This is a genomic window from Tistlia sp. (assembly GCF_040905785.1).
Lineage (GTDB): Bacteria > Pseudomonadota > Alphaproteobacteria > Kiloniellales > DSM-21159 > Tistlia.
The window spans coordinates 55,843-68,569 of record NZ_JBBDQW010000090.1; the positions used below are offsets into that span (position 1 = coordinate 55,843).

At 72.8% G+C, this 12,727-nt stretch carries 8 protein-coding genes and 1 pseudogene; all 9 read left to right on the forward strand.

Annotation, left to right across the window (positions count from 1 at the left end; all coding sequences use genetic code 11):
* Positions 1–71 precede the first annotated feature (71 nt).
* The 9 genes and pseudogenes from WD341_RS20840 to WD341_RS20880 all read left to right on the forward strand — a co-directional run bounded on the left by WD341_RS20840 (position 72) and on the right by WD341_RS20880 (position 12,631).
* Positions 72–2,309: a TRAP transporter permease gene (locus WD341_RS20840; protein WP_368427420.1), complete on the forward strand. Its 2,238-nt coding sequence runs from the start codon at positions 72–74 to the stop codon at positions 2,307–2,309.
* Positions 2,310–2,721: 412 nt separating this feature from the next.
* Positions 2,722–3,132: pseudogene (locus tag WD341_RS20845) on the forward strand (CoxG family protein); the annotation flags it as partial.
* Positions 3,133–3,815: 683 nt separating this feature from the next.
* Complete coding sequence (locus WD341_RS20850) at positions 3,816–4,283, forward strand: (2Fe-2S)-binding protein (protein ID WP_368427421.1); 468 nt, start codon at positions 3,816–3,818, stop codon at positions 4,281–4,283.
* Between the two features lie 4 nt (positions 4,284–4,287).
* Positions 4,288–6,651 (forward strand): xanthine dehydrogenase family protein molybdopterin-binding subunit, encoded by a 2,364-nt coding sequence (locus WD341_RS20855; protein WP_368427422.1) that lies wholly within the window; start codon positions 4,288–4,290, stop codon positions 6,649–6,651.
* Between the two features lie 16 nt (positions 6,652–6,667).
* A complete protein-coding gene (locus WD341_RS20860; protein WP_368427423.1) occupies positions 6,668–7,462 on the forward strand; it encodes a xanthine dehydrogenase family protein subunit M in 795 nt (264 codons plus the stop codon).
* Positions 7,463–7,609: 147 nt separating this feature from the next.
* Complete coding sequence (locus tag WD341_RS20865; RefSeq protein WP_368427424.1) at positions 7,610–10,933, forward strand: YdbH domain-containing protein; 3,324 nt, start codon at positions 7,610–7,612, stop codon at positions 10,931–10,933.
* Between the two features lie 125 nt (positions 10,934–11,058).
* A complete protein-coding gene (locus tag WD341_RS20870) occupies positions 11,059–11,301 on the forward strand; it encodes a YnbE family lipoprotein (protein WP_368427425.1) in 243 nt (80 codons plus the stop codon).
* 32 nt (positions 11,302–11,333) lie between these two features.
* A complete protein-coding gene (locus WD341_RS20875; protein WP_368427426.1) occupies positions 11,334–11,687 on the forward strand; it encodes a YdbL family protein in 354 nt (117 codons plus the stop codon).
* A complete protein-coding gene (locus WD341_RS20880; RefSeq protein ID WP_368427427.1) occupies positions 11,672–12,631 on the forward strand; it encodes an AAA family ATPase in 960 nt (319 codons plus the stop codon). Before WD341_RS20875 ends, WD341_RS20880 begins: the two co-directional genes overlap by 16 nt.
* Positions 12,632–12,727 lie beyond the last annotated feature (96 nt).

A 12,727-nucleotide genomic window follows, 5' to 3' on the forward strand; every position in this document is an offset into this window, starting at 1 on the left:
CGGGATCGCTTCGATCCGGCGCCGCCCGTCGCATTTCCAGGCCGCTTTTCCAGCAAGCCGGGGGGCGCTCCATGGCTGACCAGCAGGCCCGGCAGCCCGAGTCCGAGGACGAACTCGGCGAGGTGACGATCGCGGTGCGGCCCCTCGGGCCGCGCCTGGATCGCTTCGTCGTCTGGTTCTCCGTCGCGATCGGCCTGCTGCACATCTACATGAACGGGCTCGGATCGCTGTTGCTGCGCGGCGGCGACTGGCTCGCCCGGCAGCTCGGCCTCGAGCTCGCCGCCCTGGAGCCGCTCGGCGACGCCCTGCGCCAGCTGGCGACGCCGCCGCCGCTGCTGATGAACGCGCTGCACTTCGCCGGCTTCGCGGTGCTGGCGGCGATCATCTATCCGATGATCGCGCGGCCGCGCTTCGCGACCAGCCGTGGCGGGCTCGTCCTCGATATCTCGATCGGCGTCGTCGCCGCCGCCTCGGGGCTGTTCCTGATCGCCTCGGAGCAGGCGATCTACGACCGCGGCGTGCACCTGGTCCTGCCCGAGTGGATCGCCGGCGGCCTCCTGATCCTCTGCGGCCTGGAGCTCGTGCGCCGCACCACCGGCTGGATCGTGCCGGTGCTGGTCGTGCTGGCGCTGTCCTACGCCACCTGGCTGGGGCCGCTGATCGACGGGGTCTTCAAGTTCTCCGGCCTGACCGCCGAGACCGTGCTGTTCCGCAGCGTGTTCGGCGACGACGGCCTGTTCGGCAACATCGCCGGCATCTCGGCCAGCATCGTCATCATGTTCATCATCTTCGGCGCCTTCCTGCTGCAGTCGGGGGCCGGCCAGGCGATCGTCGACCTCGCCCGGGTCGTGGCCGGCCGGCTGGTCGGCGGGCCCGGCCTGGTCGCCGTCGTCGCCTCGGCGCTGACCGGCACGATCTCGGGCTCGGCGATCGCCAACACCGCGCAGACCGGGACCATCACGATCCCGCTGATGAAGCGCTCGGGCTATCCGGCGCGCTTCGCGGCGGGCGTCGAGGCGGCGGCCTCGACCGGCGGCCAGCTGATGCCGCCGATCATGGGCGCCGGCGCCTTCATCATGGCCAACTACACGCGCATTCCCTACACGACGATCATCGCCGTCGCCGCCCTGCCAGCGATCCTCTACTTCCTGTCGGTCGCCTTCTACGTGCGCATCGAGGCGCGGCGGATCGGCCTCAAGCCCGACCTCGACCACGGCCTCGACGCCCGCGAGGTCTTCCTGCGCGCCCTGGTCAAGCTGCTCGCCCCGATCGGCGTGCTGATGGGCTGCCTGCTCTACGGCTTCACGCCGACCTACGCCGCCGGCATCGCCATCGTCGCGGTCATCGCCGGCTCCTGGCTGACGCGCCAGCCGATGCGCCTGCCCGACGTGCGCGACGCCCTGGCGAGCGGCGTGCGCAATGTCACCATGACGGCGGTGCTGCTGGTCGTCATAGGCCTCTTCGTCAACGTCATCCCGACCACCGGCGTCGCCAACATCGTCTCGCTGATGATCACCGAGTGGGCCGGCAACAGCCTGATCATCGCCTTCGTGCTGATCGCCGTCGCCTCGCTGGTCCTCGGCATGGGGCTGCCGGTGACCGCGGCCTACGTCGTCCTGGCGGTGCTCTCGGCGCCGGCGTTGCGCGACCTTATCGTCCAGGGCCACCTGCTCGACATGATGGCCGCCGGGACCCTGCCGCAGTCGGCCGCCGTCAGCTTCCTGCTGGTCGATCCCGAAGCCCTGACCAAGCTGGCCGCGCCGATGGCGCACGACGCCGCGGCGGCCATGCTGGCCGCGGCCGGGCCGGAGATCCTCGGCATCCTGCGCGACCAGGCGCTGTCGGCCGACGTGCTCACCCTGGCCCTGCTCTCGGCGCACATGACGATCTTCTGGCTGAGCCAGGATTCCAACGTGACGCCGCCGGTCTGCCTGACCTCCTTCACCGCGGCGGCGATCGCCAAGACCGCGCCGATGGCGACCGGCTTCGAATCCTGGAAGATCGCCAAGGGCCTCTACTTCGTGCCGCTGCTGTTCTGCTACACCAGCTTCCTCGGCGGCCCCTTCCTCGACTTGGTCGAGATCTTCTTCTTCGCGGCCTTCGGCCTCTATGCCGTTGCCGCCGGCTTCCAGGGCTACCTGGAGAACCGCATGAACCTGGTCGAGCGCGCGGTCGCCTTCGCCGCCGGCGCGCTGCTGTTCTGGCCCCAGGTCTGGTGGACCCACGGCGCGGGGCTGACGCTGTTCCTGCTGCTGTTCGCCTGGAACTGGCGCAAAGGCCGGCGCCCGGTCGCCGGCCTGGCGACCTGAGCCGGCCGGAGCGGAAGCAGGTGGCCGGCGCTCAGTCCTCGCGCCACTCGCGAGTCAGCAGGTAGAGGCTGCGCGCCGCGCCGACCATGCCCGCCAGGAAGGCCAGGACGACCAGGGTTCCGAGAATCTCTTCGGGCATCGAGGCCTCCTTGCTTCGGGTCCGCCGGACCGGGCGACCTCGTTTCCCCGAGGACGTTTCCCGGTGGATCGCCGATTGTCTGCCCCGGATCGAGATCGACCAGGAATGATCTAAAGTCACATGCCGGCCATCCGGTTCCCACAGTTTCGCCAAGGTCCGGCCCGAGCCCTGCTGCCGGCGATTGGCGACCGGCCCGCGAGGCGTTAGGCTCCGCGCCGTGACCGGCCGAGGCGGCCGGCGGGAGGCAGCCAAGAAGGGGACGAGCCCATGCAGATGTCCGGCGAGTATCGAATCGAGGCACCGCGCCAGAAGGTCTGGGAAGCGCTCAACGACCCGGCGGTGCTGAAGGCCTGCATCCCCGGCTGCGAGAGCCTGGAGAAGAGCGCCGACAACCAGTTCGACGCGACGGTGCGCGCCAAGGTCGGCCCGGTGAGCGCCAAGTTCAACGGCTCGGTCACGCTTTCCGACATCGTCGAGGCCGAGAGCTACACGATCTCCGGCACCGGCAAGGGCGGCGCGGCCGGCATGGCCTCCGGCAGCGCCAAGGTCCACTTGGCCGACGCCGAGGGCGGCGCCACGACCCTGGCCTACGAGGTCGAGGCCAAGGTCAGCGGCAAGATCGCCCAGATCGGCGCCCGCCTGATCGACTCGACCGCCAAGAAGTACGCCGACGAGTTCTTCGCGAAGTTCCGCGAGATCCTGGAGGGCGAGGGCGCCGCGCCATCGACCCCCGCAGCGACGCCGGCCGCGACGGCTCCGGCGGCCGCGCCCGAGCCGGCACCCGCTCCCGCGCCGGCACCGCCGCCGCGACCGGACCTGGAGGCCGCTCCGCTCGCCGAGGCGGCCTCGGCGACGGCGGCGGCCCCCCCGCGGCGGCGGCGGCGACGACGCCTGACGCGGCGCCGGCCGAGGCGCCGCGCGAGAGCGTCCAGGACCGGGCGACCCGGACGACCGCCGAGGTCGACAGCACGGTGCGGCGCAAGCGGGGCCTGCCGCCGCTCGCCTGGATCGCCCTGCTGGTCGCCATCGTGGCGACCCTGCTGCTGGTCTTCGGGCTCGGCTGAGGCGGGCGCGCGCGCCGCCGCGAACGCCCGCTGGATCCCGCGGGAGCCTCGGGGACGCTCCAACAAGTCCTTGAAAGCCCCGCGCTTTCCCCGGGCGGCACGGAGACCGCCCGGTCTTGACCGCGTTCCGGTCGCGGCCCACACTGCCCGCAGCGGTCGAATTCCGGCGCCGGGAACCGGCGTCGCGCCAGCCGGCGCGGCTCCGAACCTTTTTCTGCGCCGGAACCGCCAAGAACCACGATCCGCCGAGCGCCTCCGCCAAGGGGGCGAATCGTCGACGGACACGCAACAGGAGGGAGAGGCATGGTCACCGTTTCCATGACGGTCAACGGCAAGCAGGTCTCGAAGGAGGTCGAGGGGCGCACGCTGCTCGTCCAGTTCCTGCGCGACCAGCTCGGCCTGACCGGCACCCATGTCGGCTGCGACACCAGCCAGTGCGGCGCCTGCGTCGTGCACATCGACGGCACGTCGGTGAAGTCCTGCACGGTCCTGGCGGCCCAGGCCGACGGCGCCGAGGTCATGACGATCGAAGGCCTGGCCCAGACCGGCCAGCTGCATCCGATGCAGGAGGCCTTCCGGGAACATCACGGCCTGCAGTGCGGCTTCTGCACGCCGGGCATGGTGATGAGCGCGGTCGACCTGCTGAAGGAGAACCCCGACCCCAGCGACCGCGAGATCCGCGAGTGGCTGCAGGGCAACATCTGCCGCTGCACGGGCTACCACAACATCGTCAAGGCCATCCAGGCCGCGGCGCAGTCGATGAGGGGGTGAGCAGATGGCGGACACAGCAGTTGGCAGCCGCCTCGAGCGGCGCGAGGACCGGCGCTTCCTGACCGGCAAGGGGCGCTACACCGACGACATCAACCGCCACGGCCAGGCGCACGCCTATTTCCTGCGCTCGCCGGTCGCCCACGCCCGCATCGGCGCGCTCGACACGGCCGAGGCCGAGCGGGCGCCGGGCGTGATCGCCGTCTTCACCGGCAAGGACATGGAGGCCGACGGCGTCGGCTCGCTGCCCTGCGGCTGGGTCGTCACCGACCGCCACGGCGCGCCGCACAAGGCGCCGCCGCACTTCCCGCTGGCCCGCGACAGGGTGCGCTACGTCGGCGACCACGTCGCCGTGGTCATCGCCGAGACGCTCGGCCAGGCCAAGGACGCGGCCGACCTGATCCGGGTCGACTACGAGGAGCTGCCGGCGGTCATCGACCTGCTGTCGGCGGCGAGCGGCGAGCTGCTCCACGAGGCGGCCCCCGGCAACCTCTGCTACGACTGGGAGCTCGGCGACAAGGCCGCGACCGAGGCCGGCTTCGCCAAGGCGGCCCACGTCACCAAGCTCGACCTGGTCAACAACCGCCTGATCCCCAACGCCATGGAGCCGCGCGCCGCCATCGGCGAATGGGATTCCGGCACCGAGGAGTACACGCTCTACTCGACCAGCCAGAACCCGCACCTGCTGCGCCTGATCCTTTGCGCCTTCGTACTCAACCTGCCGGAATCGAAGGTGCGCGTGATCGCGCCCGACGTCGGCGGCGGCTTCGGCTCGAAGATCTTCGCCTATGCCGAGGAGACGGTCTGCACCTGGGCCTCGAAAAAGATCGACGGCCGGCCGGTCAAGTGGACCGCCGACCGCGGCGAGGCCTTCCTGTCCGACGCCCACGGCCGCGACCACGTCACGCACTGCGAGCTGGCGCTCGACGCCGACGGCCACTTCCTGGGCCTGAAGGTCGACACCACGGCGAACATGGGCGCCTATCTCTCGAGCTTCTCGACCTCGGTGCCGACCTATCTCTACGCCACGCTGCTCGCCGGCCAGTACCAGACGCCGGCGATCTACGCCAACGTCAAGGCGGTCTTCACCAACACCGCCCCCGTCGACGCCTACCGCGGCGCCGGCCGGCCCGAGGCGACCTACGTCATCGAGCGGCTGGTCGAGATCGCGGCGCGCGAGACCGGGCGCGACCCGGCCGAGCTGCGGCGGCTCAACTTCATCCGGCCGGACCAGTTCCCCTACCAGACCCCGGTCGCCCTGCAGTACGACATCGGCGACTACGAGCCCTCGCTCGACAAGGCCCTGGAGATGATTGACTACCAGGGCTTCGGCGCGCGCAAGGCGGCCTCGGAGGCCAAGGGCAAGCTGCGCGGCATCGGCCTGTCCGCCTACATCGAGGCCTGCGGCATCGCGCCCTCGGCGGTAGTCGGCTCGCTCGGCGCCGGCGTCGGCCTCTGGGAGTCGGCGACGGTGCGCTTCAACGCCACCGGCACGGTCTCGGTCATGACCGGCGCCCACTCCCACGGCCAGGGCCACGAGACCACCTTCGCCCAGGTCGTCGCCGAGAAGCTCGGCATCCCCTACGACAACGTCGAGATCGTCCACGGCGACACCGGCCGCATCTCGATGGGCATGGGCACCTACGGCTCGCGCTCCCTGGCGGTCGGCGGCTCGGCGATCGTCAAGGCCTGCGACAAGATCATCGCCAAGGGCCGCAAGATCGCCGCACACCTGATGGAGGCGAGCGAGGGCGACGTCGAATTCAAGGACGGCAAGTTCACCGTCGCCGGCACCGACAAGTCCAAGGCCATGGCCGAGATCGCCTTCACCGCCTACGTGCCGCACAACTACCCGGAGGGGGTCGAGCCCGGCCTCGACGAGACCGCCTTCTACGACCCGCTCAACTTCACCTATCCGGCCGGCGTGCACATCGCCGAGGTCGAGATCGATCCCGACACCGGCATCACGACCATCGCCGACTGGGTCGCCGTCGACGACTTCGGCAACATCATCAACCCGATGATCGTCGAGGGGCAGGTCCACGGCGGCATCGCCCAGGGCGTCGGCCAGGCGCTGCTCGAGCACACGGTCTACGACCGCGAGTCCGGCCAGCTGCTGACCGGCTCCTACATGGACTACGCCATGCCGCGGGCCGACAACTTCCCGGCCTTCCGGGTCGAGACCACGGTCTCCGCCTGCACCCACAACCCGCTCGGGGTCAAGGGCTGCGGCGAGGCCGGCGCGATCGCCGCCCCGGCGGCGCTGATGAACGCGATCACCGACGCGCTGGGCGTCGAGATCGACATGCCGGCGACCCCGGAGAAGGTCTGGCGCGCCGCCCAGGCCCGGCTCCGCGTGGCCGCCGAGTAGAGGGAGGACGACCGCAATGTACGACTTCACCTACCACCGTCCTTCCTCGATCGAGGAGGCGGCGAAGCTGCTGGCCGGCGCCGAGGACGGCAAGCTCCTGGCCGGCGGCCACACCCTGCTGCCGACGCTCAAGCAGCGGCTCGCCCAGCCGAGCGACGTCGTCGACCTGGCCGGCATCGCCGAGCTCAAGGGCATCTCGGAGGCCGGCGGCGCGCTCCTCGTCGGCGCCATGACGACCCACGGCGAGGTCCACCGCTCGGAGCTGGTCCGCGCGAAGATCCCGGCGCTGGCGCACATGGCCAGCGACATCGGCGACTCCCAGGTCCGCCACCGCGGCACCCTCGGCGGCTCGATCGCCAACGCCGACCCGGCGGCGGACTACCCGGCGGCGGTCGTCGGGCTCTGCGCCACCGTGCGCACCGACCGCCGTGAGATCGCCGGCCAGGACTTCTTCACCGGCCTCTTCGAGACCGCCCTCGACGAGCAGGAGCTGGTCGTCTCGGTCTCCTTCCCGGTGCCCGAGAAGGCCGGCTACGCCAAGTTCGCCAACCCGGCCTCGCGCTACCCCATCGTCGGCGTCATGGTCGCCCGGACCGGCGAGGGCGTGCGCGTCGCCGTCACCGGCGCCGGCCCCAGCGTCTACCGCTGGAGCGAGGCCGAGCAGGCGCTGACCGCCAACTGGTCGGCCGAGGCCCTCAAGGACCTGACCGCCAGCCCCGAGGGCCTCAACAGCGACATCCATGCCTCGGCGGAGTACCGGGCGCACCTGGTCGCGGTCATGGCCAAGCGCGCGCTGGCCTCGGCCGGCTGAGGACGGCCGCCGACGAGAACGGAAAAGGCCGGGCCCTCGCGCCCGGCCTTTTTCTTGGGCGCATCGCGAGCGGGGTGAACCGTCCGGCGGCGGGCGAAGTTGACAGGGATCTGCGAAGCGACCCGGAAAGACGCTAACCTGCCGCCCATGCGCCCTCTCTCGATCGTCCTGCTCGCGCTGCTCGGCCTGGTCCTGCTGGCCGGCGCGGCGCTCTGGCTGCTGCGCCTGCCGCTCGCCGAGTGGGGCCTGGCGCGCTGGCTCGAGGGACGCGGCCTGGAGGGCTCGGCCGAGGTCGTGCGCCTCGACCTCGAGGGCGCCGAGCTCACCGACCTCGTCTTGGACGGCCAGGCCGCGCGGCGCGTCCGCATCGCCTACGACCTGCCGGCCCTGGTCCGGACCGGCGCGCTCGAGGGGCTCGAGGTCGAGGGCCTGCGGCTCGCCGCCGACCTGACCGCCGAGCGCCCGCTCGGCCGGCTGCCCGAGGCCTTCGCCGGAGAGGCAGCGGGCAGCGGAGAGCCCTTCGCCCTGCCCGTCCTGCCGCCGGTCACGCTCGCCGACGCCGAGCTCGCCCTCGCCACCGCGCGCGGGCCGCTGCGCCTCAGGCTCGACGGCGGCCTCGCCCCCGCGCCCGATGCGCCCCTGGCCAATGCCCGGCGCCTCGACCTGACGCTCGATACCCTGGAGGGGCCGCTGCGCCTCGGCGGGCACGCCGAGGGCCTCTACGTGCCGGGCGACGGCAGCGGCAGCCGGCTCGACCTGACCCTCGAGTCGCGGGACGGCCCGCCGGTCTCGGTCGCGGCCTCGGGCGCGATCGCCGAGGGCATCCTCGACCTCTCGTTCGACCTCGCGGGCGACGCGCCGCTGCTCGCCGGGCTCGCCGCCCTGCCCGCCGGCAGCCGGCCCGAGGCCGGCCGTCTCGCGCTGCGGGGCCGCGCCGAGGCCGAGACGGCGGCGCTGCTGGCCGGCGAGGCGACGCGCCTCCTGACCGACCCCGAGGCCCTGCGCGCGCTAGACCTCGCGCTCACCCTCGAGGGCGTCGCCCTGCCCGGGCGGGGCCGCGACCTCACCCTCGACAGCGGGCTCGTCCTGGAGGCGCGGGCGGAGGGGCGGCGCCTGCGGCTCGCCCCGCTCGCGGCCTCGGCCGGCGCGCTCGACGCCGGCTGGCTGGCCGCGCTCGGCCTGCCGGCGCCGCTCGCCGAGGCGCTGGCCGGAGGCGGTCGCCTGGCCGTGACCTCGCCCGGCGGGGCGCCATTGGTCCTGCCGCTCGGCGAGGACCCGCCGCGCCTGGAGATCGACCTCGCGGCCGACCTCGCGCCGTCTGCCGGCGGCAACCTCCAGGCGACCCTCACCGGCAGCCTGCTGGCCGGGACTCTTGCGACCCTGCCGCCCGAGATCACGGGCCGCCTCGACGGCACCCTCGCGGCCGCGGCGCTGGACCTCCCGGGCCTCGGCCGCCTGGCCCAGGCGGAGGGCGGCTTCCTGCTGGCGCTCTCCGCGGAGGAGACAAGCCTGACGCTCGACCGGCCGCTGGCGATCACCGGCCTGGAGGCGGCTGCGCCGCTGCTGGCCGGCCTCGATCCCGGCTGGCGCCCCCTGCTGGAGCGGCCGCTCGACGTGACCGTTGGCGCGGCGGGACAGGCGGCAGGTAGCCTTGTCCAGAGCCAGGCCGGCATGCGGATCGCGCTGCCGGCCGCCCTCGACCTCGCCGCCGGCGAGGCGAGCCTCCGGGCCGAGCTGGACGGCAGCCTGGCGCTCTCGGAGACCGGCACGCTGGAGCAGGCCGACGTCAGGCTCGCCGGCCTCACCGCCGCGGCCTTGCCGACGCCCTACGGCGAGCTGCGCAGCCTGGCGCTCTCGGGGCGCTTCGAGGGCGTGCCGGAGGCGGCGAACGGCCGGGCGACCGCACGCTTCCTCCTGGCCGACTTGGCGGCCGAAGGTGCCGGTGCCCCCGATCTCGAGGGCGAGATCGCGCTCGACCTCGGCTGGGACGCGCAGGCCCTGACGCTCAGCCTGAGCGAGCCGGGCCGGCTCGCGCTCTCGGGCTTCGCCGAGCCCCTGGCCCCGCTGGTCGAGCGCCTCGAGCTGGCCCTGGCCGGCGCCAGCCTCAGCGTCGGCGCGAACCTGGAGCTCGCGGCCGAGGCCGCTCTGGAGCCGACCGGACTGAACATCGACGGCCGCGGCGGCCAGGACGACCTGATCCTCTCGGCCGGCAGCCTGACGCTCGACCTCACAAGGCCCGAGGGCGGCGAGTGGCAGGGCACGGTCGTCGCCGGCGGCCTCGACGCCCGCCTCGCCGAACCCGCCGCGACCCTGCGCGGCGCCCGCCTCGTGGCCCGCCTTCAAGGCTCCGAAGTCGACCTGGAGCTCGCCGGCGCGACCCTCGCCTCGAGCGCCGAGCCGCCGCTGTTCCCGGCCCTCGCCCTCTCCGGCAGCGGCGAGCTCGCCGGCCAGGCGCTGCGCTACCGCCTGCGCGGCCGCGGCCTGGAGGGGGCGCTCGACCTCGCCGCGACCGGCCGCCAGGACTTCGAGGCGGGCGCCGGCAGCGCCGAGGTCACGGTCGCACCGCTGGTCTTCCAGACCGGCGGCCTGCAGCCCGGCGACCTTCATCCGGCACTGGCCGACCTCGAGCGCGCGACCGGCAGCGCCAGCGCCCGGCTCGCCCTGCGCCTCGGCGGCACGACGCGGATGACCGGCGGCATCGAGCTGTCCGAGGTCGGCTTCACCGCCGCCGGCGCCACGGTCGAGGGCCTCGACCTCGACCTCGCGCTCGAGTCCCTGTCGCCGCCGGCGAGCCCGCCCGGCCAGCCCTTCTCGATCGCGCGCATCGACGTCGGGGTGCCGCTGACCGGCGTCACCGGGACCTTGCAGCTGCGCCCGGCCGGCGCCGCCAGCGAGCTTCTCGTCGAGCGCGCCGAGGCCGGCTTCCTGGACGGACGCCTGGCGGTCGAGAATGCCCTGCTCGACCCGGCGGCCAAGCGCTACGACGTGACCCTGCTGGTCGAGGGGGTCGACCTCGAGCGCCTGCTCGCCCTGGCCGACCTCCCCGAGGTCTCGGGCAGCGGACGTCTCAGCGGCGCGATCCCGGTGTCGCTGGTCGAGGGTGCGCTGGTGATCCGCGAGGGCGCGCTCGAAGCTCGGTCACCCGGCGTCATCGCCTTCCGGTCGGAAGAGGCGCGCCAGGCCCTGGCCTCCGGCGGCGAGCAGGTCGAGCTGATGCTGCAGGCCCTGGAGGATTTCCGCTACCAGGTGCTGCGCCTGAGCGTCGACAAGCCGGCCGAGGGCGACAGCAGCGTCTTCCTCAAGCTCGAGGGCCACAATCCGGCGGTGCTCGACGGCCAGCCCTTCGTGCTGAACGTCAACCTGACCAGCAACGCCGCGCCGCTGCTCGCCGCGCTCGCGCGAGGAACGGAAATCTCCGACAGCCTCGTTGAAGAACTGTTGCAGGGACGCGGACTGGGGGTCGGGCGCTGACGCCAGCCGCCGGGCGCTCGGCCCTGTCGCCGCCACGCGCTGCAGCCCTGGTCGCAGGGTTTGCGCTATGCTAGCCATAAGGCCGGGTCGCCGAGGCGTCCGGCCGCCATCTTGCGGGGAAAGCCATGCTCCATCACATCTCACGATCGGTCGCGTCCCCCTTCCCGCTCCGCGACAGCCGGATCGGCGGTCTCGGCCTGGCGCTCGCCGCCGCCGGGCTGCTCGCCGCCTGCCAGCCGACCGTTCGGCTCGAGGCGCCGAGGGAACCGATCACCATCAACCTCAACGTCAAGCTCGACGCCGACGTCCGGGTCCGCCTGGAGGAGAAGGCGCGCGAGGACATCACAGAGAATCCCGAGATTTTCTAGGCGGGACGCGGGAAAAGGATCAGGTGAACGCCATGATGAGCCGACGTTTCTTCCTTACCGCCCTGGCCGCGGGCGGCCTCTGCGCGACGCTGCTCGGGCCGGTGCTGACCGGTGCCGGCACCGCCTGGGCGCAGACCCCCGAAGACCTGCTGCGCGCCGGCACCGCCGGCGAGCGCTGGGACGGCTTCATGGAGGCGCGCGACGGCAGCGCCGCCGCGACGGTCGAGGCGATCAACGACAAGCGCCGCAACGTCTACGTCCGGCGCGCCGGCGAGCAGGGCGTACCGTCCGAGGAGGTCGCCAAGGTCTACGCCCAGGAGATCATCGCCAAGGCCCCCTCGGGCAGCTGGATCAAGCGCCAGGACGGGTCGTGGGTCCAGAAGTGACGGCAGCCGCGGCTGAGGGCGAGGGCCGGGCCGGCACCGGCTCGGTCGAGGAGGTCCTGGAGCTGCTCGCCGCCGGCAACTACGTCGGCGAGCGCTCCCTGGCGACCGTGCTGTTCCTGGCGCTCAAGCTCGGCCGGCCGCTGTTCCTGGAGGGCGAGGCCGGGACCGGCAAGACCGAGATCGCCAAGGTCCTGGCCGAGACCCTGGGCCGCCGCCTGATCCGCCTGCAGTGCTACGAGGGCCTCGACCTCTCCAGCGCCGTCTACGAGTGGAACTACCCGCGCCAGATGGTCGAGATCCGCCTCGCCGAGGTCACCGGCGACCGCGACCGCGAGACCATCGCCTCCGACATCTTCTCCCGCGCCTTCCTGATCGAACGGCCGCTGCTGCAGGCCCTGGAGCCGGCCGTCGAGGGCCCCCCGGTCCTGCTGATCGACGAGCTCGACCGCACCGACGAGCCCTTCGAGGCCTTCCTGCTGGAGCTGCTCTCGGACTTCCAGGTGACGATCCCCGAGCTCGGCACCATCGCGGCGCCGCAGCCGCCGATCGTGATCATCACCTCGAACCGCACCCGCGAGATTCACGACGCGCTCAAGCGCCGCTGCCTCTACCACTGGGTCGGCTACCCCTCGGCCGAGCGCGAGCTGGCGATCCTCAAGGTCAAGGCGCCGGGCACGGCGGCGGCGCTCAGCCGCCAGATCGTCGGCTTCGTCCAGCGCCTGCGCCAGCTCGACCTCTACAAGCTGCCGGGCATCGCCGAGACCATCGACTGGGCCGACGCTCTGACCCAGCTCGACAAGGTCGCCCTCGACCCGGCCGCCGTCGACGACACCCTGGGCGTGCTGCTGAAGTACCAGGACGACATCGCCAAGGTCCAGGGCAGCCAGGCCGCCCGCCTGCTCGAGGACGTCAAGCGCGAGCTCGCGGCGCAACCCCAGGACTGAGTCGAGCGCTTCGCCCCGAGCCCGTCGAAGGGTGCGCCCGCGCGGGGCCCCTGGATCCCGGATCGCGAGGCTCGCGCGCCGATCGCCTCCGGCTCT